We start from the raw sequence: 18,431 nt of genomic DNA, 5'->3' as shown, positions 1-18,431 counted from the left end.
TTATGATGTGCCTCAGACTTTTTACCCTGCGATGAACCATGGCTGACTCCGCTTTTTTCTGCCCCCTGTCCCACGAAGGCGTACTCGCCGTCCGCGGCCCTGATGCCAGCAAGTTCCTTCAGGGCCAGTTGACCTGCAACCTCAATTACCTCAGCGACACGCAATCCAGCCTGGGGGCCCGCTGCAACCAGAAAGGCCGCATGCAATCGAGCTTCCGCATTGTTCTGGACGGCGACGGCTGCCTGCTGGCCATGGCCAGCGAACTGATCGAGACGCAACTGGCGGACCTGAAGAAGTACGCGGTGTTTTCCAAGGCCAAGCTCAGCGACGAAAGCCCCCAATGGGCCCGCTTCGGCCTCACCAACGGGCAGGCCGTGCTGGACGCCCTGGGCCTTGGATTGCCCGAGGAAGACGGCGCCGTGGTCCGCGCCGCCGGCTTGATTGCCGTACGCGTCTCCAACGAGCGCGCTGAGCTCTGGGTCCCGGCAGACCGGGCCGACAGCCTGCGCCAGCAACTGGCCGCGCAACTGCCCCAAGGCGATCTGAACCAATGGCTGCTGGGCCAGATCCGCGCGGGCCTGGGCCAGGTCATGCCGCAGACCCGCGAACTGTTCATCCCGCAAATGCTCAACCTGCAGGCCGTGGGCGGCGTCAGCTTCAAGAAAGGCTGCTACACCGGCCAGGAAATCGTCGCGCGCATGCAGTACCTGGGCAAACTCAAGCGCCGCCTGTACCGCCTGGCCTTGCCTGCGGGCGAACTGCCGGCCCCCGGCACCCCGCTGTTTTCTCCGACCCACAACAGCGGCATTGGCGAAGTGGTGCTGGCTGCCCAAGCACCGCAACAGATCGAACTGCTGGCCGTGCTCCAGGCCGAGGCCGTGGAAGGCGGCAACCTGCACCTTGGTGCACTTGAAGGGCCCGGCCTGCAATTGCTGGACCTGCCGTACCAACTGGACCGCGACCGCGAGATCCAGCGCTGATCACTGGCTCATTTTTGCCACACCCTAGAGAACTGAAATGACTGAGCTGGCGGAAAAGGTCCAACGGGATTTGGTGGAGGCCATCGACAACGATGACCTGGTCCTGCCGACCCTACCGGAGGTGGCCATGCAGATTCGCCAGGCCGCCGAAGACCCGGAAATCAGCGTCAGCACCCTGAGCAAAGTGATCGGCCGCGACACCGCACTCTCGGCGCGGTTGATCAAGGTGGTCAACAGCCCGTTGCTGCGGGCCGCCCAGGAAGTCACCGACCTGCACACCGCCATCACTCGCCTGGGGGTCAACTACAGCAGCAACCTGGCCATCGGCCTGGTGATGGAGCAGATCTTCAACGCCCGCTCCGAGGTGGTGGAGCAGAAGATGCGCGACGTCTGGCGCCATAGCCTGGAGGTGGCCGGGGTCAGCTATGCCCTGTGCCGCAGCTACACCCAGCTCAAGCCTGACCAGGCAGCGCTTGGCGGCCTGGTGCACCAGATTGGCGTGCTGCCGATCCTTACCTACGCCGAAGACCACTATGAACTGCTCTCCGACCCGGTCAGCCTCAATCATGTGATCGAGCGGATCCACCCCTTGCTGGGTGACAAGCTGTTGCGGGTCTGGGAATTCCCCGAGCAACTGGTGGAGATTCCCGGGCAGTACCTGAACTTCAACCGTCAGTGCACAGCCATCGACTACGTCGACCTGGTCCAGGTGGCGACCCTGTATTGCCACAAAGACACCGAGCATCCACTGTCGCGAATCGACGCCTTCAGCGTACCGGCCTTCAAGAAACTGGGGATCGATCCGGACAACCAGGCCATGTGCGGCGATCTCCTGGAATCGCGCTCAATGCTCTATTGATGCCCTAGTCGGCGATAAAACTCACCCGCACCTTCAATCCCGACGGCTCGCCGTCATGCAGACTGATCGGCGCCAGGTGTGCACGACAGATCTCGCCGACAATCGCCAAGCCCAGCCCCGATCCCGCGACCTGCTGGTTGCGTCGGTAAAAACGCTCGAACACTCGGTCGCGATCCTCCAGGGGAATCCCCGGCCCGTCATCCTCGACTTCCAGCACTCCCGGGGGTGAAACCCGCAGCACGACGTTGCCGCCCGGCGGTGTATGGGCCAGGGCGTTGTCCACCAGGTTGCTCAGCAACTCGTTGAGCAGGGTCGGCTCACCCTTGAGCCACACCGGCTCGTCAGCCTCCAGAGCCAGGGCCACGCCCCGGGCATGGGCCAGGGGCGCCATGGCCATGCCCAGCTCGCGGGCCAGTTGACTGAGGTCGAGCAACTGCGCACCGCCCTCGGCAATGGCTCGGGCACCGTTTTCCACCCGCGCCAGAGACAGCAACTGATTGGCCAGGTGAGTCAGGCGGTCGGTGCCCTGGGCCGCGCTCTCCAGGGTCGAGCGCCAGGTCTCGGGCTCGCTCGAGCGCAGCCCCAGTTCCAGGCGTGCCTTGAGTGCCGCCAGGGGCGTGCGCAACTCATGGGCCGCATCGGCAATGAATTGCGCCTGGCGCTCGAACTGCCCTCGCAGCCGCTCGGTGAAATGATTCAGGGCCCGCACCAGCGGCCACAACTCCCGCTGCACTGAAACCAGTGGCAGGGCCCGCAGGTCATCGGGCTGACGCTCTTCCACCGCGCCGCGCAATCGTTCCAGGGGACGCAAGGCGGCGCTCACCGCGAACCACACCAAGAGCAAGGCACCGATCGCCAGCATGCCCAGGCGCAGCAAGGTATCGGCCATCAGGCTGCGGGCCATGGCAACCCGTGCTTCGTCGGTCTCGGCCACGCGGATTTCCGCCATGCCGTTCATGTTCGGCTCGCTGACCGCCTTGAGCAGGCTCACCACCCGCACGTTCTGGCCCTGGTAGGTGGCGTCGTAGAAGCGCGCCAGCGCCGGATAGTCATCGGTGCGGGGGGTACCGGGCGGCGGCCCCGGCAGGTTCTCGTAACCGGAGATCAGGTGCTGGTGAATGTCGTTGACCTGGTAGTAGATGCGCCCGGCACTGTCGTAGGCGAAGGTATCCAGGGCCACGTAGGGCACATTGGCGCTGAGGCTGCCGTCGCGCTGGGACAGGCCGGCGGCGATGGTCCGCGCCGAGGCCAGCAGGGTCCGGTCGTAGGCGGTATCGGCGGCCTCCCGGCCATTCCAGTAGGCACTCAAGCCGCTGGCCAGCATCAGCACCACCAGCAACAGCGCCAGGTTCCACAGCAACCGCCAACGCAGGCTGCTGGGCTTATGCATCGCGGCTTTCCAGCAGGTAGCCCAGGCCACGGAAGGTGACGATGACCACCGCGTGGCCATCGAGCTTCTTGCGCAGGCGGTGCACGTAGATCTCGATAGCGTCCGGGCTGGCCTCCTCGTCCAGACCGAAGACCTGAGAGGCCAGTTGCTCCTTGCTCATGACCCGCCCCGGGCGGGCGATCAGCGCTTCGAGCACCGCCTGCTCGCGGGAAGTCAGGGTCAGCAATTCCTCACCCAGGGTGAAGCGCCGGGTGTCCAGGTCATAGGCCAGCACCCCGCAGCGCTGCTGACGCTCGCCCCCCAGCACGCTGCGGCGCAGCAGGGCCTTGACCCGGGCTTCCAGCTCGGTGAGTTCGAAAGGCTTGGCCAGATAATCGTCGGCCCCCAGGTTGAGCCCATGGACCCGGTCCTTCACATCGCTGCGGGCCGTGAGCATCAATACCGGCAGGTTCTTGCCCCGGGCCCGCAACCGCGCCAGCACCTCGAAACCGTCCATGCGCGGCAGGCCCACATCGAGGATCACCACCGCGTACTCCTCGCTGCCCAGGGCCAGGTCGGCGGCCACGCCATCGTGCAGCACATCCACGGTCAGGCCGGTACTCTTGAGCGCCTGGGCGACACTTTCGGCCAGTTGCAGATGGTCTTCAACGAGCAGGACTCGCATGGATGATTACCTCGTTCCGGGGGCTATCGGTACCACTCTTTGGCGCGGAGTGTACCGCCGCAACCGCCGCTGTGAAGCCCGAAAACCGTGAAAGTGCGCTGAAAGGTTAGCGAAAGGTTGGCGCATTACAGTCCTGTCACGGACAGTCCCGACTGCCCGGGCCTTGATGGCCGCCGAGCCGCAAAACGCCTCGAAGCGTTTTCGTCAAAATAAGAACAATAACGGAGTACACCAGGATGCCGTCCTCGCACCCTCAGGCTGCCCAGCCTGCGCGTTTTTCCCGTCTGACCCCCAGCGCCCTTGCCGGTGCCGCCGCCCTCGCCGGCTTCTCGCCGTTCAGCCAGGCCGCCTTCTTCGAAGACAGCAGCGCCACCTTCGAAACCCGCAACATGTACTTCAACCGCGACTTTCGCGACGGCACCAGTGCCCAGCAATCCAAGCGCGACGAGTGGGCCCAGGGCTTCATGCTCAACCTGCAGTCGGGTTACACCGAAGGCACCGTGGGCTTCGGCCTGGATGCCCTGGGCATGCTTGGGGTCAAGCTCGATTCCAGCCCCGACCGCACCGGCACCGGCCTGCTGCCGACCCACGATGACGGACGCGCGGCCAACCAGTACTCCAAGCTCGGCTTGACCGGCAAGGTGAAGATCTCCGCCACCGAACTGAAGATCGGCAGCCTGATTCCCGAGTTGCCGATCCTCAAGCCCAATGACGGGCGCATCCTGCCGCAAACCTTCGAAGGTGGCCTGCTGACCTCCAGGGAGATCAAGAACCTGACCTTCACCGGCGGCCGCCTGGACAAGGCCAAGGACCGCGACGACAGCAATTACGAAGACATCCGCCTCAACAACAAGAACAGCCGCTTCGCCGGCACCGTGGCCGGCAAGCACTTCAACTTCGGCGGCCTGGACTACAAGTTCACCGACAAGATCACCGGCAGCTACCACTTCGCCCAGCTGGACGATGTCTACAGCCAGCACTTCCTCGGCCTGGTGGCCTCGCGCCCCATGGGCCCTGGCACCTTCGCCACCGACCTGCGCCTGGCCATCAGCGACGACCAGGGCCAGGCCCGGGGCGGCAAGATCGACAACAAGTCCCTCAATGGCCTGGTGAGCTACGCCCTGAACGGGCATAAACTCAGCGCGGGCTACCAACACATGTCCGGCGACAGCGCCTTCCCCTATGTCGATGGCAGCGATCCGTACCTGGTGAACTTCGTACAGATCAACGACTTCGCCGGCGCCGAGGAGCGTTCCTGGCAGGCCCGCTACGACTATGACTTCGCCAAGCTGGGGGTGCCTGGCCTGAGCTTCATGACCCGCTACCTCAGCGGTGACAACATCGCCCTGAAGAACGGCGACACCGGCAAGGAATGGGAGCGCAACACCGAGATCAAGTACGTGGTGCAAAGCGGCACTTTCAAGGATGTCGCCGTGCGCCTGCGCAACGCCACCTACCGTTCCAACTATTCGGCTCGTGATGCGGATGAAGTGCGCTTGCTGGTGAGCTACAGCGTGGCCCTGTGGTAAGCCCCCTGTATCTCGCTGCGTCGTAGGCGCTGGCTTGCCAGCGAATAGGCCCACAGTCCTGCACAAGGCTCATGGGCCCCTTCGCCAGCCAGCCGGCGCCTACGAAAAAAAGGGTCGGGGATGACCCGGACATACCGATAACAACTCCTGTGGAGACAATCATGGACCTTTCATTGCGTAAACTCGCCCTCGCCGCCGGCTGCATGCTGTTCGCCGGCCAATTGCTGGCGGCATCCGCCGAGCCCAAGCGTCCGGAATGCATCGCCCCGGCCTCCCCCGGCGGCGGCTTCGACCTGACCTGCAAGCTGGCGCAGAGCGCCCTGGTCAACGAGAAGATCCTGACCAAGCCAATGCGCGTGACCTACATGCCCGGGGGCGTTGGAGCCGTGGCCTACAACGCGGTGGTGGCCCAGCGCCCGGCCGATGCCGGAACCCTGGTGGCCTGGTCCAGTGGCTCGCTGCTGAACCTGGCCCAAGGCAAGTTCGGCCGTTTCGATGAAAGCGCGGTGCGCTGGCTGGCGGCAGTGGGCACCAGCTATGGCGCCATCGCGGTGAAAAGCGATTCGCCCTACAAGACCCTCGACGACCTGGTCCAGGCCCTGAAGAAAGACCCGAGCAAAGTGGTGATCGGCTCTGGCGGTACCGTAGGTAGCCAGGACTGGATGCAGACCGCACTGATCGCCAAGGCCGCCGGGATCAACCCGCGGGACCTGCGCTATGTCGCCCTGGAAGGCGGCGGCGAAATCGCCACCGCACTGCTGGGTGGGCATATCCAGGTCGGCAGTACCGACATCTCCGACTCCATGCCGCACATCCAGGCCGGTGACATGCGCCTGCTGGCGGTGTTCTCCGAACAGCGCCTGGACGAGCCGGAAATGAAGGACATCCCCACCGCCAAGGAGCAGGGCTACGACATCGTCTGGCCGGTGGTGCGCGGTTTCTACCTGGGGCCAAAGGTCAGCGACGCGGAATACGCCTGGTGGAAGGACGCCTTCGACAAGCTGCTGGCCTCCGAAGAGTTCGCCAAGCTGCGTGACCAGCGCGAGCTGTTCCCCTTCGCCATGACCGGTCCCGAACTGGACACCTACGTGAAGAAACAGGTGGCCGACTACAAGACCCTGGCCAAAGAGTTCGGCCTGATCCAGTGACCGCTTCGTACTGAGTGCCCGGCCCCCGCGCATCGCGGGCCGGGCTCAGGAGTTTGCCATGCTCATCCAACGCATTTTTGCTTCGGTGCTGTTACTGGCCTGTGTCGGCCTGGCCTTGATGGCCTGGCCGTACCAGGCGGCCTTTTCCTATGAACCCGTGGGCCCCCGGGCCTTCCCGCTGCTGATGCTCGGGCTGATGGGGCTGGCCCTGCTGTACATGGTCTTTCGCCCCGCGCCAATCAAGCACAGCGACGACGAACCGCCCCTGGACCGCGAGACCCTGACCAAGATCACGATCTGCGTGGCCCTGCTCCTGCTGTTCGCCGGGACCTTCGAGCCCTTGGGGTTCATCCTCGCCAGCATCCTCATCGGCGTGCCGATGGCACGGCTCTACGGCGGCCGCTGGCTGCCCAGCCTGGTGATCATCAGCCTGCTCAGTGTCGGCCTCTACTGGTTGTTCGACCGGGTCATGGACGTGCCACTGCCCCTCGGCCTGCTCGACGTTCTGGAGAATTGATATGGATACCCTCAGCTATCTGGGCCAGGGCTTCGGCGTCGCGCTGACCCCGTACAACCTGGTCACCGCCCTGTCCGGCACCCTGATCGGCACCGTGGTCGGCCTGCTCCCGGGCCTGGGCCCGATCAACGGCGTGGCGCTGCTGATCCCCATTGCCTTCGCCCTCGGACTGCCACCGGAATCGGCGCTGATCCTGCTGGCGGCGGTGTACCTGGGCTGTGAATACGGCGGCCGGATCAGCTCGATCCTGCTGAACATTCCCGGCGAAGCCTCCACCGTGATGACCACCCTCGACGGCTACCCGATGGCGCGCAAGGGCCTGGCCGGCGTGGCCTTGTCGCTGTCGGCCTGGAGCTCGTTCATCGGTGCCTTCATCGCCACCTGCGGCATGGTGCTGTTCGCCCCGCTGCTGGCCAAGTGGGCGATCGCCTTCGGCCCGGCGGAATACTTCGTGCTGATGGTGTTCGCCATCGTCTGCCTCGGCGGCATGGCCGGCGATCGGCCACTGAAGACCTTCATTGCCGCCTTGATCGGCCTGTTCCTGTCGGCGGTGGGCATCGACGCCAACAGCGGTGTGTACCGCTTCACCGGGGACAATATCCACCTCACCGACGGCATCCAGTTCGTGGTGCTGGTGCTGGGCCTGTTCTCCATCAGCGAGATCCTCCTGCTGCTGGAGAAGACCCATCGCGGCCAGGAAGCGGTGAAGGCCACCGGGCGCATGATGTTCAACTTCAAGGAAGCGGCCTCGGTGTTCGTGGTGAACATCCGTTGCGGCCTGCTGGGCTTCATCATGGGCGTGCTGCCCGGAGCCGGCGCAACCCTGGCCAGCGCCGTGGCCTACATGACCGAGAAACGCATCGCCGGCGCCAACGGCACTTTCGGCCAGGGCGACAAGCGCGGCCTGGCGGCACCGGAGACCGCCATCGGGGCCTCGGCCTGCGGAGCCCTGGTGCCGATGCTGACCCTGGGCGTGCCCGGTTCCGGCACCACCGCGGTGATGATCGGCGCCCTGTCGCTGTACAACATCACCCCCGGCCCGCTGCTGTTCCAGCAACAGCCGGATATCGTCTGGGGCCTGATCGCTTCGCTGTTCATCGCCAACATCATGCTGGTGATCCTCAACATCCCGATGATCCGCATCTTCACCCGCATCCTCGCGGTGCCCAACTGGGCCCTGGTGCCGGTGATCGCCATCATCACCGGGATCGGTGTCTATGCGGTGCACGCCACCACCTTCGACCTGTTCCTGATGGTCGGCATCGGCATCTTCGGCTACATCCTGCGCAAGCTCGACTTCCCGCTGTCGCCGGTGCTGCTGGGCTTCATCCTCGGCGGCCTGATGGAGCAGAACCTGCGCCGGGCGCTGTCGATCTCCAATGGAGCCATGGAAATCCTCTGGTCGAGCCCGATCACGGTCGGGGTCTGGGTGCTGACGGCCATCATGCTGCTCATGCCGCTGCTGCGCATCTGGCGCAAACGCTCCGCCCAGCAACGTGCCGTGGCCGATGTCTGAAGCCAGTTTCAGGCACTGGTGGGGTACGCCCCTGGTGGGACTGGCTGGCGGTTACCTCGCCAGCCAGGTCGGCTGGCCGCTGCCGTGGATGGTCGGCTCATTGCTGGCGATCATCCTGGTGCGCTGCCTGACGCCCTGGCAACTGGCGGAAATCCCCGGCGGGCGCAAATGCGGGCAATGGGTGGTGGGCATCGGCATCGGCCTGCACTTCACGCCGGTGGTGATGGAACAGGTGCTGAGCCACTTCGGCCTGATCTTCTTCGGCGCCCTGGTCACCAGCCTGTCCAGCGTGGTCGGGGTCTGGCTGCTGCGGCGCACCGGCGAGGACCGGGCCACGGCGTTCTTCTCCAGCATGCCCGGGGGCTCGGGGGAGATGGTCAACCTCGGCGCGCGCAATGGTGCGGTGCTCAGCCGCGTAGCGGCCGGGCAGAGCCTGCGAGTGCTGACGGTGGTGCTCTGTGTGCCGGCGGCGTTCAAGTACCTGCTGGGAGAAGGCACGCCCGCACTGCATGCCAGCTCGGTCGACTGGCGGTGGCTGGTCCTGTTGTTTCCGGCGGGCGCCCTGCTGGCCTGGCTCTGGCAGCGGTTGCGCCAACCCAACCCCTGGCTGTTCGGCCCCTTGCTGCTCAGCGCTACGGTGAGCATCGCCTGGGACCTGCACATCGGCCTCCCCGACGGCGCCAGCCAGGTGGGCCAATGGTTGATCGGTAGCGGCCTGGGCTGTCACTTCAACCGGCAGTTCTTTCGCCGGGCGCCGTCGTTCATGGGCCGGACCTTGGTCGGCACCGCCCTGACCATGCTGATCGCCGGCCTCGCAGCACTGGGCCTGAGTGTGTTGACCCACCTGGATCTACGTTCGCTGACATTGGGCATGATGCCAGGCGGTATCGCGGAAATGAGCCTGACGGCCGAGACCCTGCAACTGTCGGTGCCGCTGGTGACGGCGATGCAGGTGATGCGGTTGCTGTTCGTGCTGTTTCTCGCGGAGCCGTTGTTTCGGCATTGGAACAGGGACTGAGAACCTTGTTCGCCGACAAGCCGGCTCCTACAGGGGCTTAAAGAGCCGGCTTGCCGGCGAAAGGGCCTCGATCAAACCGGAGGCAGGCGCCACTCGATCGGTGTTTCGCCGTTCTGTTCGAGGAATTTGTTGGTGCGGCTGAAATGCCCGCAGCCAAGGAAGCCTCGGTAAGCGGACAACGGCGAAGGATGGACCGAGGTCAGTACCAGGTGCTTGGTGGCGTCGATCAGCTTCTGCTTGCCCTGGGCATGGGCGCCCCACAACAGGAACACCAGGTGCGGTTGGTGCTCGCTGACCACCTCGATGATCCGGTCAGTGAAAAACTGCCAGCCCTTGCCCGCATGGGAGGCGGCGTTGGCCCGCTCCACGGTCATGGTGGTGTTGAGCATCAGCACGCCCTGCTCGGCCCAGCTTTGCAGGTAGCCGTGGTTGGGAATGTCGATGTTCAGGTCGCGCTTGAGCTCTTTATAGATGTTCACCAGCGAGGGTGGCGCAGGTACGCCCGGCTGCACCGAGAAGCACAGCCCATGGGCCTGGCCCGGCCCGTGGTACGGGTCCTGGCCGAGAATCACCACCTTGACCTTATCCAGCGGCGTGGAGTTCAGGGCGTTGAAAATCATCGGGCCCGGCGGATAGATTTCCTTGCCGGCGGCATGTTCCTGGCGCAGGAACTCCCGCAGTTCGGACATGTAAGGCTGCTCGAATTCGGCACGCAGCGCCTCCTTCCAGCTCGGTTCGAGTTTGATACGATCGTCAGCAGTCATGGCCATGCCCGTGAAAAAACAATGGCCGCACCCTAGGAAAGCCGACTTCGCTTGTCAATTGATCTGACACATAACCGGCACTTTCCCTCACAGCGATCATACTGATCGCTCCTATTTTCCATCGAGGTCACGATGAACCTGCACGTCGAAGAACTCACCGGCACCGATGGCGCACGCATCGCCATCGCAACCCTGGACGCGGAAAAGTCCCTGAACGCCCTGTCGCTGCCGATGATCCAGTCATTGGCTGAGCACCTCGACACCTGGGCCAAGGACCCGCAAGTGGTCTGCGTGCTGTTGCGCGGCAACGGCGCCAAGGCTTTCTGTGCCGGTGGCGAGGTGCGCAGCCTGGCCCAGGCCTGCCTGGCCCACCCCGGTGAGGTGCCGCCCCTGGCCGGGCAATTCTTCGCCGCGGAATACCGTCTCGACTATCGCCTGCACACCTACCCCAAGCCGCTGATCTGCTGGGGCCATGGTTATGTGCTGGGCGGCGGCATGGGCCTGCTGCAAGGCGCTGGGATTCGTATCGTCACCCCCAGCAGCCGCCTGGCGATGCCGGAAATCAGCATCGGCCTGTATCCCGATGTGGGCGCCAGTTGGTTCCTCTCGCGAATGCCCGGCAAGCTCGGGCTGTTTCTCGGCCTGACCGGCGCCCAGATGAATGGCCGCGATGCCCTGGACCTGAACCTCGCCGACCGTTTTCTGCTGGACGACCAGCAAGAGGCACTGATCGAGGGCCTGCTGCAACTGAACTGGCAGGAGCAGACCCCGCGGCAACTCAATAGCCTGCTCAAGGCCTTGCAACAGGAAGCCCTGGGCCAGATGCCCGAAGCCCAGTGGCTGCCACGCCGGCAGCAGATTGACCAATGGCTGGATGTCAGCGACGTGGCCTGTGCCTGGCGGGCCATCAGCCAGCTGCAGAACCACGGTGACCCGCTCTACAGCCGCGCAGCCAAGACCCTTGCCGAAGGCTGCCCGCTGACCGCGCACCTGGTCTGGGAACAGATTCGCCGTGCCCGCCACCTGTCCCTGGCCGAAGTGTTCCAGATGGAATACACCTTGAGCCTGAACTGCTGCCGGTATCCGGAGTTTGCGGAGGGGGTGCGTGCACGCCTGATCGACAAGGATCATCAGCCACACTGGCACTGGTCGGACATCAACAACGTTCCCGAGGCAGTGGTGGAGGCACACTTCCACAAAGCCTGGGAAGGCCGCCATCCGCTGGCGGACCTGAGCGATTATTGAAAGCACTGCTGCGGAGCCTGTACTGAAGGCTCCGCACGGAGCACAAGCGTCCCCCGCCTGCTGATGCCGCCCGGCCCGCTTGCCGTGGCGGCAACCAGCGCTCAAGCCTCGGTATCAATGGCCACGACCGCCCCGACCATGATCACCCCGGCCACGGTCGCCACGGTCATGATTGTCTCGGCCACCGTGACCGCCCCAGTCCCGATTGCCGCCATTGCTGTTCCAACTGTGTCGGTTCTGGTTTCCCCATCCCTGGTTCGGATAAGGCCGGTACACCGCACGTGGTGCCTGATAGTAGCGTGGCGCCGGTTGGTAATAACGCGGGGCCGGGGCGTAGTAGCGCGGCGGGTAGTAGTTGCGGCCCGTGGAGTAATAGGAAGACCCGCCGCCGTAGTAATAGGTCGGCGCAGGCGCGCTATAGACCTCTGAGCTGTAGTAGCCGGAACCTCCACCGTAATAGGGAGCACAGGCAGAAAGACTCAGACCCAGTAATGCAATCAGTAGAAGTCGGCGATACATGGCGGCCTCCTGGACCGCGAAGAAGCCACACCAGCGACGCTGGCAGGCGGCAATCAGCAATGGCTGACTGACGCAACATCTGACCGCGAAAACCCCGTCGGGTGCGATTTTAGCAACACATTGATACAAGTCCCGCGGCAACCATTCGCGGCGGTTTTCCAGCGTCACAAAAAAGCGGCGCCTGCTGCCAGAACGCCGCTGCTTGCAATGACACTCGACCTCTAGCCCCCTGCCCCCCCCTGGGACCCAGGCCTGTTGCATGGCTCTTGTCGTCGACTAGTGGTGCCAGCGCCGGTAGCCACCGTAATAGCGCGGACCGTAGCCGCCGTAATGGTACGGACGGTAATAGTGGGGGCCGTACCAGCCTCGATAATAAGGCCCGCCCCCGTAGTAGTAAGGACCCGGCACCGCGTACACATCGCTGCGGTAATAACCCGGACCGACGTAATAGGGCACACAGGCAGACAGACTCAACCCAAGCACGACACCGAACAGGATTCGACGGAACATGGCCGCCTCCCGGGCCGCATGCAAGCCGCGCCAGCGAAGCTGGGCAGCGTCAGCCGATACGGCGATGACTGACATCACATCAGACTGCAAAAAGCCCCTGCGGTGCGTCGCGCAACGCCACACCTCCTACCCGCCCGACCGGTGGCATCTGCAGCACCGCCACTGGACGACAAGCGCCTTGCAGCAATACCGGGAGACAGCCCCATAGGCATTTCTCGAGCCCATCATTGGTGTCAATCCCGAGACAATTTCATGCCGTGATCAGCAAGTTATTTTCCAGCGCTGCCACTAGAATGCGTCATTGGGCCACTATCACGGAATCACCATGCTGCTTCGTTCTCCCCTGTATTCACAACGATCCCTGGTGCTGGTCCTGATCGCTCTGCTGGGCAGTGGTTTTCTCGCCACCTCGCTGCTCAGCTACTACGCCTCGCGGGACTCGATTCGCGACAGCATCGTCAACACCGAACTGCCGCTGACCTCCGACACGGTGTACTCGGAAATCCAGAAGGACCTGGTACGACCGGTCCTCATCTCATCGATGATGGCCCGCGACACCTTCATGCGTGACTGGGTGGTGGCCGGCGAACGCGACCCCAGCCAGATGACCCGCTACCTCAACGAGGTCATGACCCACTACGCCGCCTACACCGCGTTCTTTGTCTCCAACACCAGCCTCACCTACTACCAGGCCAAGGGCGTGCTGAAGAAGGTCAAGGTCGATGAGCCGCGGGACGCCTGGTACTTTCGCGTGCGCGACATGGCCACGCCCTACGAGATCAACGTCGACCCGGACCTGGCCAACCAGGACAAGCTGACCTTCTTCATCAACTACAAGGTCTACGACTATCAGGACCGCTTCATCGGTGCGGCCGGGGTCGGCTTGACCGTGGACGCGGTGATCAAGCTGATCGACAAGTACCAGCAGCGCTACCAGCGCAGTGTGTACTTCGTCGACACCTTCGGCCGCATCGTCCTTACCGGGGCCGACGGCGGGCCCCAGGGTGCTCGCAGCGGCCAGTCCCTGCACGACCTCGACAGCCTGAAGGAACTCATGGCCCAACTGCCCAAGCCCCATAGCGGCAGCTATGAATACTCGGTCCAGGGCCAGGGGCACTTTCTCAACGTGCGCTTCATTCCGGAACTGAACTGGTACCTGTTCGTCGACAAGCGAGAAGACGGCGCCCTGAACAGCATTCGCCAGTCGTTGTACCTGAACCTGCTGATCTGCCTGGTGATCACCGCCATTGTCCTGATCCTGCTCAGCGCCGTGGTGCGCCGCTACCAGCGCAGGATCGAGTCCCAGGCCACCCTCGACAGCCTGACCCGGCTGCCCAACCGCCGCGGTTTCGACCTGCTGGCAGCCCAGGCCCTGTTGGAGGCACGGCGCGACTTCACGCCCCTCTGCGCCTTGCTGCTGGACCTGGATCATTTCAAGCGCCTCAACGACACCTACGGCCACCTGGCCGGGGACCAGGTGCTCAGTGGTTTCGCCCGGGACCTGCAGGACTGCCTGCGTCAGTCCGACATCGTCTGCCGCTGGGGCGGCGAGGAGTTCATCGTCCTGCTCAAGGACACCAAAGGCAGCATCGCCCTGGAGATCGCCGAGAAAATCCGTCTGCTCACCGAGCAGCAGCGCTACTACTATGAAGGGCAACCCTTGCAACTGACCGTCAGCATCGGCTTGACCGCTCTGCAATCGGAAGACACCCTGCACAGCCTGCTGTCCCGTGCCGACCATGCGATGTACCGTGCCAAGCAGGGTGGACGTAATCGAACCTGCGTGGAAATGCCTCACTCCAGCCATGAATGAACCTGAACTCTGCCCGGCCTGCGGTGCCCGCAACGACTGCACCCTGGCCGACCCGCGCACGGCGGACCAAGCCTGCTGGTGCTACAGCGTGAGCATCGATCCGGCCATCATCGAAGCCTTGCCGCCACAACTGCGCAACCGCTCCTGCCTGTGCCCCCGTTGCGCTGGGGTCGATGCGCAGTTGCGCGCCGGCACCTTGCCGCGCTCCTGAATCACCTCACCATGCCCCCAGCCGCCGATCACCATGCGCATTGACCGCTTCCTCAGCAACCTGCCCCGTTTCAACCGTCAGCAGGTGCGCCTGTTGCTGGTGCAACGCCGCATCCGCATCGACGGCCAGCCGGTGGCCGATCCCAAGGCCGAAGTCCGCGAGTTCAGTCGCGTAGAGCTGGATGAGGAAGTGCTCCAGGCCGGCAAACCGGCGCGCTATTTCATGCTGCACAAGCCCATGGGCTGCGTCAGCGCCACCCGCGACCCCGAGCACAGAACCGTGCTGGATCTGCTCCACGAGCCGGACCCGCAAGAGCTGCACATCGCCGGGCGCCTGGACTACAACACCACCGGGCTGATGCTGATCACCAACGACGGCAGCTGGTCGCGGCGCCTGACCCAACCCCAGACCAAACTGCCCAAGCTGTACTACGTGGAGACCGAACAGGAGATTGGCCCGGAATACATCGAGACCTTTGCCCAGGGTCTGTATTTCGCCTTCGAGGACCTCACCACCCTGCCCGCGGACCTGCAGATCCTCGGCCCCCGCAGTGCCAGACTGAGCATCGTCGAAGGCCGCTACCATCAGGTCAAGCGCATGTTCGGTCACTTCAACAACAAGGTCGTGCGCCTGCACCGGGAACGCATGGGCCCGCTGACCCTGGACGAACGCCTCGCACCGGGCGAATACCGGGCCCTGAGCGGTGATGAAATCCGCCTGATCTGACGACCCGGCCCCGGTGCATGACCGCTGGGCAGAAGCTGTCGAACAATTTGTCCAATGCACTTGCAGGTTCACCGATGCCCTGCTTGAATCAGTCCGTCGGCCGAATTGTGACCGATCAGTCACCACCACACATCTAAGAAACCTTTTGCCGGCCTGAGCCCTGCCTGCTCTGCATTCCCCCGGTAAACCGCCCGCCTATAACAACACCCGTCGATCTGCCTTACCGGATCGACATGGGCTCCGATTCCAGGCGTATGCCTACCTGTCACATTGCCCGCGCACACTCGAGTTGCGCGCATACCCGCTTGCCAGGAGTCTTATGACATGAGGCCAGAAATCGCTGTGCTGGATATACAAGGTCAGTATCGGGTTTACACGGAGTTCTATCGCGCAGAAGCCGCAGACAAGACCATCATTCTGGTCAACGGCTCGATGGCCACCACTGCGTCTTTTGCCCAGACCGTGAAAAACCTTCACCCGCAGTTCAACGTGGTGCTCTACGACCAGCCGTACGCCGGCCGGTCCAAGATCCACAACAAGCACGAACGGATGCTCACCAAGGAAGTCGAGGGGCAGATCCTGCTGGAGCTGATCGAACACTTCTGCGCCGAGCATGTGCTGTCGTTCTCCTGGGGCGGTGCCGCCACCTTGCAGGCCCTGGCCCAGCGCCCGCGGCGTATCGAGAAGGCGGTGATCAGCTCATTCTCGCCGGTGATCAACGAACCGATGCGCGACTACCTGGAGCGTGGCGTCGATTACCTGGGCAACCTCGACCGCCACCGGGTCGGGCACCTGGTCAACGACACCATCGGCAAGCACCTGCCGTCGCTGTTCAAGCGCTTCAACTATCGCCACGTCAGCAGCCTGGCCGAGCATGAATACGGGCAGATGCACTTCCACATCAGCCATGTGCTCAACAGCGACCGCCAGTGCTACCTCAAGGCGGCGAAGAACATCCAGGTCCCGGTGCTGTTCGTCAACGGCGAATGGGACGAATATACCTCGGCCAACGACGCTCGGTTGTTCGCCAACCATGTGCCGCATTCCAGCTTCAGCACCATTCGGGCCACCGGTCACTTTCTCGACATGGAACACAAGGCAGCCTGCCGCGACAGCCGCCAGGCACTGCTGGAGTTCCTCAGGCCGGGTCAGCACGACGGTCGTTTGCGTCCCCACCAGCCTCAGGATCAGCATGCACTGGCCATCTGAAATAGCGTTAGCGCAGACCGTCAGCCAGCCTTGAAAGCCTACGGTTTTCTGGCTGTTTGACGGATCTGCAACGCCCCAGAGAAACGCGCAAGCACAAGTCAGATAAAGAAAAACTTCAAATCCCTGGCCATATCTGGTACAAAGTCAGCCGTTCGAGCGGGTGTCGTATAATGGCATTACTCCAGCTTCCCAAGCTGATAACGAGGGTTCGATTCCCTTCACCCGCTCCACTTCCCCAATCTGCGGTTTGCGCAGATATCTGTAGAAGCTTCTCAAGTCGTTCATTCAAACGATCTTCTCTCCCCCAGCAGCAAACCTAGCGAATCCAGCCCACGCCTCATGCAGATGATCGGGGTGCCGCTGTTTCAGCATCGACCTTTGCCAAGGGCGCATCAGCCAGGCGCCTGGCACAGCCGATCAGGATTGGCCAAGAAAGCGGTATAGCCATCCGCAACGACGCAGGTTCGACCCGTCTCATGGGACCAAAGCACCACGACCGGCTCACCGGCGTCGCCCAGTACCGCGTAGTCGAAGCAGTAATAGTCGCCCGTACCGAATTGAGCGAACGGCAGCAGGCTGGAGAAGTCGAGGGCAATACCGCAGAAGCTGTCTTGCCAGGCCTGCCAGCCCTGCTGGAAATGCCGGACTATCGACTCCCAGGTCTTGCGGGGATCACGCGCGTCAAAGACAGGAAACACTTCCAGGCCGCCCAGCGCCCTGCCGTTGTGCTCCAGCAGCCAGTTCACAAACGACCTGGGCAAGGTTCGCCCCAATGCCGTCTCGGCAGCATGAATGGCCTCTATTGTCGTGCCTATCACTCTCGCTTTGCCCACGATACCTCGCTTAGGGTACAGACCCGGGTTCGGGGAATTCGGTTGGCCCCTACAGGCGATCACCCACCGGTATCGGTGGGGTTGGTGTCGATGACGACGCTGATCGTTTGAGGCGTGGCGCACGATAATGCATAACCCACACTGAGTGAAAATCCGCCGTGACAGGGTCAGAGGAAAATCCTCAGCCACGTCTTTTGCATCCTCCGCCCGAGACCACGGCTGCACACGAGTCTGAAGGAAACGCTACATGACCCAGAACATTTACGACGATCCAACCTTTTTTCAGGGCTACAGCCAGATGGGCCGCTCTCTCGGCGGCCTCGATGCGGCACCGGAATGGCCGGCCCTGCAGGCCCTGCTGCCTGCCATGAACGGTCTCAAGGTGGTGGACCTGGGCTGTGGCTACGGCTGGTTCAGCCGCTGGGCCAGCGAACAGGGAGCCCAGCAGATACTGGGCCTGGACGTTTCGCAAAAGATGCTGGCGAACGCCCGCGCCAGCACCTCGGCCTCCAACATCGATTATCAGCGGGCCGACCTGGAACACCTGAGCCTGCCCACCTGCAGCTTCGACCTGGCCTACAGTTCCCTGGCCCTGCATTACATCAAGGACTTGCGCGGGTTGTTCAGCCAACTCCATGCCGCCCTGGTACCCGGGGCGCGCCTGGTGTTCTCCATCGAGCACCCGATCTTCATGGCTCCGCGCAACCCGGGTTGGCGGGTGGATGACCAGGGCCGCAAGTCCTGGCCGCTGGACAGCTACCAGCAGGAAGGCGAGCGCGTGACCCATTGGCTGGCGGAAGGCGTGATCAAGCAGCACCGGACCCTGGGCACCCTGCTCAACACTCTGATCGACACAGGGTTCAGCATTCGTCATGTCGAAGAGTGGGGCCCCACGGCGCAGCAGGTGCTCGATCAACCGGCGCTGGAAGAAGAGCGGGAACGGCCAATGCTGCTGCTGGTGGCTGCCCAACGTTGAGGCA

19 protein-coding genes and 1 tRNA gene are annotated in these 18,431 nt (G+C 63.5%); 14 read left to right on the top strand and 6 right to left on the bottom strand.

All coding sequences use genetic code 11. The features are described from left to right. The first annotated feature begins 38 nt into the window (after positions 1 to 38). Together U873_RS0108835 and U873_RS0108830 are read left to right on the top strand one after the other, a co-directional pair. Positions 39 to 980 carry a folate-binding protein YgfZ gene (locus U873_RS0108835; RefSeq protein WP_025127901.1) on the top strand — a complete coding sequence of 314 codons (942 nt, stop codon included), beginning with the start codon at positions 39 to 41 and terminating at the stop codon, positions 978 to 980. Positions 981 to 1,017: 37 nt separating this feature from the next. Next, entirely contained in the window at positions 1,018 to 1,839 is an 822-nt protein-coding gene (locus U873_RS0108830; RefSeq protein WP_025127900.1) for an HDOD domain-containing protein, read from the top strand. Positions 1,840 to 1,843: 4 nt separating this feature from the next. Here U873_RS0108830 and U873_RS0108825 read toward each other — a convergent pair whose 3' ends face one another. Next, entirely contained in the window at positions 1,844 to 3,229 is a 1,386-nt protein-coding gene (locus tag U873_RS0108825) for a sensor histidine kinase (RefSeq protein WP_025127899.1), read from the bottom strand. Beyond that, complete coding sequence (locus U873_RS0108820) at positions 3,222 to 3,893, bottom strand: response regulator (protein WP_025127898.1); 672 nt, start codon at positions 3,891 to 3,893, stop codon at positions 3,222 to 3,224. Before U873_RS0108820 ends, U873_RS0108825 begins: the two co-directional genes overlap by 8 nt. Positions 3,894 to 4,129: 236 nt before the next feature. Here U873_RS0108820 and U873_RS0108815 point away from each other — a divergent pair, with 236 nt between their 5' ends. From U873_RS0108815 to U873_RS0108795, 5 genes are all read left to right on the top strand, one after another. Further along, on the top strand, positions 4,130 to 5,422 hold the full coding sequence (locus tag U873_RS0108815) for an OprD family porin (RefSeq protein WP_025127897.1): 1,293 nt from the start codon (positions 4,130 to 4,132) through the stop codon (positions 5,420 to 5,422). A 161-nt stretch (positions 5,423 to 5,583) separates the two neighbouring features. Next, positions 5,584 to 6,570 (top strand): tripartite tricarboxylate transporter substrate binding protein, encoded by a 987-nt coding sequence (locus U873_RS0108810; protein ID WP_025127896.1) that lies wholly within the window; start codon positions 5,584 to 5,586, stop codon positions 6,568 to 6,570. Between the two features lie 58 nt (positions 6,571 to 6,628). After that, positions 6,629 to 7,087 carry a tripartite tricarboxylate transporter TctB family protein gene (locus U873_RS0108805; RefSeq protein WP_025127895.1) on the top strand — a complete coding sequence of 153 codons (459 nt, stop codon included), beginning with the start codon at positions 6,629 to 6,631 and terminating at the stop codon, positions 7,085 to 7,087. 1 nt (position 7,088) lies between these two features. Further along, on the top strand, positions 7,089 to 8,603 hold the full coding sequence (locus tag U873_RS0108800) for a tripartite tricarboxylate transporter permease (protein ID WP_025127894.1): 1,515 nt from the start codon (positions 7,089 to 7,091) through the stop codon (positions 8,601 to 8,603). Further along, positions 8,596 to 9,621, top strand: coding sequence for an AbrB family transcriptional regulator (locus U873_RS0108795; protein WP_025127893.1), 1,026 nt, complete (start codon positions 8,596 to 8,598; stop codon positions 9,619 to 9,621). Before U873_RS0108800 ends, U873_RS0108795 begins: the two co-directional genes overlap by 8 nt. Before the next feature lie 71 nt (positions 9,622 to 9,692). Here the strand turns inward: U873_RS0108795 and ung are convergent, their stop codons facing one another. Continuing rightward, positions 9,693 to 10,385, bottom strand: a complete 693-nt coding sequence (gene ung, locus U873_RS0108790; protein WP_025127892.1) for a uracil-DNA glycosylase — start codon at positions 10,383 to 10,385, stop codon at positions 9,693 to 9,695. A 132-nt stretch (positions 10,386 to 10,517) separates the two neighbouring features. On the opposite strand from ung, the gene U873_RS0108785 reads away from it, so the two are divergent. Next, on the top strand, positions 10,518 to 11,630 hold the full coding sequence (locus U873_RS0108785) for an enoyl-CoA hydratase/isomerase family protein (protein ID WP_025127891.1): 1,113 nt from the start codon (positions 10,518 to 10,520) through the stop codon (positions 11,628 to 11,630). A gap of 114 nt (positions 11,631 to 11,744) precedes the next feature. On the opposite strand, the gene U873_RS35080 is transcribed toward U873_RS0108785, so the two are convergent. Further along, a complete protein-coding gene (locus tag U873_RS35080) occupies positions 11,745 to 12,149 on the bottom strand; it encodes a hypothetical protein (RefSeq protein WP_081818621.1) in 405 nt (134 codons plus the stop codon). A gap of 276 nt (positions 12,150 to 12,425) precedes the next feature. Then, positions 12,426 to 12,659 carry a hypothetical protein gene (locus U873_RS35075; RefSeq protein WP_081818623.1) on the bottom strand — a complete coding sequence of 78 codons (234 nt, stop codon included), beginning with the start codon at positions 12,657 to 12,659 and terminating at the stop codon, positions 12,426 to 12,428. Positions 12,660 to 12,984: 325 nt separating this feature from the next. On the opposite strand from U873_RS35075, the gene U873_RS0108775 reads away from it, so the two are divergent. From U873_RS0108775 to U873_RS0108755, 5 genes are all read left to right on the top strand, one after another. Then, positions 12,985 to 14,472: a sensor domain-containing diguanylate cyclase gene (locus U873_RS0108775; RefSeq protein WP_025127890.1), complete on the top strand. Its 1,488-nt coding sequence runs from the start codon at positions 12,985 to 12,987 to the stop codon at positions 14,470 to 14,472. Continuing rightward, positions 14,465 to 14,683, top strand: a complete 219-nt coding sequence (locus U873_RS0108770) for a cysteine-rich CWC family protein (RefSeq protein WP_025127889.1) — start codon at positions 14,465 to 14,467, stop codon at positions 14,681 to 14,683. Before U873_RS0108775 ends, U873_RS0108770 begins: the two co-directional genes overlap by 8 nt. A 33-nt stretch (positions 14,684 to 14,716) precedes the next feature. Beyond that, complete coding sequence (locus U873_RS0108765) at positions 14,717 to 15,409, top strand: pseudouridine synthase (RefSeq protein WP_025127888.1); 693 nt, start codon at positions 14,717 to 14,719, stop codon at positions 15,407 to 15,409. A 324-nt stretch (positions 15,410 to 15,733) separates the two neighbouring features. Continuing rightward, positions 15,734 to 16,618: an alpha/beta fold hydrolase gene (locus tag U873_RS0108760; protein WP_025127887.1), complete on the top strand. Its 885-nt coding sequence runs from the start codon at positions 15,734 to 15,736 to the stop codon at positions 16,616 to 16,618. A gap of 156 nt (positions 16,619 to 16,774) precedes the next feature. Continuing rightward, a tRNA-Gly gene (locus tag U873_RS0108755) sits at positions 16,775 to 16,848 on the top strand. Positions 16,849 to 17,010: 162 nt separating this feature from the next. On the opposite strand, the gene U873_RS0108750 is transcribed toward U873_RS0108755, so the two are convergent. Beyond that, a complete protein-coding gene (locus U873_RS0108750) occupies positions 17,011 to 17,436 on the bottom strand; it encodes an SMI1/KNR4 family protein (RefSeq protein WP_256244315.1) in 426 nt (141 codons plus the stop codon). Positions 17,437 to 17,698: 262 nt separating this feature from the next. On the opposite strand from U873_RS0108750, the gene U873_RS0108745 reads away from it, so the two are divergent. Next, a complete protein-coding gene (locus tag U873_RS0108745) occupies positions 17,699 to 18,427 on the top strand; it encodes a class I SAM-dependent methyltransferase (RefSeq protein WP_025127885.1) in 729 nt (242 codons plus the stop codon). The last annotated feature ends 4 nt before the right edge of the window (positions 18,428 to 18,431 follow it).

The organism is Pseudomonas sp. PH1b (assembly GCF_000633395.1).
GTDB lineage: Bacteria > Pseudomonadota > Gammaproteobacteria > Pseudomonadales > Pseudomonadaceae > Aquipseudomonas.
The sequence above is the reverse complement of the archived record's forward strand: the minus strand, read 5'-3'. Positions and strand labels throughout refer to the sequence as shown.

Excerpts from the sequence above, each read along its gene's own strand:
- U873_RS0108745 (WP_025127885.1), top strand. The coding sequence starts at position 17,699 with ATGACCCAGAACATTTACGACGATCCAACCTTTTTTCAGGGCTACAGC.
- U873_RS0108810 (WP_025127896.1), top strand. The coding sequence starts at position 5,584 with ATGGACCTTTCATTGCGTAAACTCGCCCTCGCCGCCGGCTGCATGCTG.
- U873_RS0108800 (WP_025127894.1), top strand. The coding sequence starts at position 7,089 with ATGGATACCCTCAGCTATCTGGGCCAGGGCTTCGGCGTCGCGCTGACC.
- U873_RS0108760 (WP_025127887.1), top strand. The coding sequence starts at position 15,734 with ATGAGGCCAGAAATCGCTGTGCTGGATATACAAGGTCAGTATCGGGTT.
- U873_RS35075 (WP_081818623.1), bottom strand. The coding sequence starts at position 12,659 with ATGTTCCGTCGAATCCTGTTCGGTGTCGTGCTTGGGTTGAGTCTGTCT.
- U873_RS35080 (WP_081818621.1), bottom strand. The coding sequence starts at position 12,149 with ATGTATCGCCGACTTCTACTGATTGCATTACTGGGTCTGAGTCTTTCT.
- U873_RS0108830 (WP_025127900.1), top strand. The coding sequence starts at position 1,018 with ATGACTGAGCTGGCGGAAAAGGTCCAACGGGATTTGGTGGAGGCCATC.
- U873_RS0108835 (WP_025127901.1), top strand. The coding sequence starts at position 39 with ATGGCTGACTCCGCTTTTTTCTGCCCCCTGTCCCACGAAGGCGTACTC.
- U873_RS0108775 (WP_025127890.1), top strand. The coding sequence starts at position 12,985 with ATGCTGCTTCGTTCTCCCCTGTATTCACAACGATCCCTGGTGCTGGTC.
- U873_RS0108785 (WP_025127891.1), top strand. The coding sequence starts at position 10,518 with ATGAACCTGCACGTCGAAGAACTCACCGGCACCGATGGCGCACGCATC.
- U873_RS0108820 (WP_025127898.1), bottom strand. The coding sequence starts at position 3,893 with ATGCGAGTCCTGCTCGTTGAAGACCATCTGCAACTGGCCGAAAGTGTC.
- U873_RS0108805 (WP_025127895.1), top strand. The coding sequence starts at position 6,629 with ATGCTCATCCAACGCATTTTTGCTTCGGTGCTGTTACTGGCCTGTGTC.
- U873_RS0108795 (WP_025127893.1), top strand. The coding sequence starts at position 8,596 with ATGTCTGAAGCCAGTTTCAGGCACTGGTGGGGTACGCCCCTGGTGGGA.
- U873_RS0108825 (WP_025127899.1), bottom strand. The coding sequence starts at position 3,229 with ATGCATAAGCCCAGCAGCCTGCGTTGGCGGTTGCTGTGGAACCTGGCG.
- ung (WP_025127892.1), bottom strand. The coding sequence starts at position 10,385 with ATGACTGCTGACGATCGTATCAAACTCGAACCGAGCTGGAAGGAGGCG.
- U873_RS0108815 (WP_025127897.1), top strand. The coding sequence starts at position 4,130 with ATGCCGTCCTCGCACCCTCAGGCTGCCCAGCCTGCGCGTTTTTCCCGT.
- U873_RS0108765 (WP_025127888.1), top strand. The coding sequence starts at position 14,717 with ATGCGCATTGACCGCTTCCTCAGCAACCTGCCCCGTTTCAACCGTCAG.
- U873_RS0108770 (WP_025127889.1), top strand. The coding sequence starts at position 14,465 with ATGAATGAACCTGAACTCTGCCCGGCCTGCGGTGCCCGCAACGACTGC.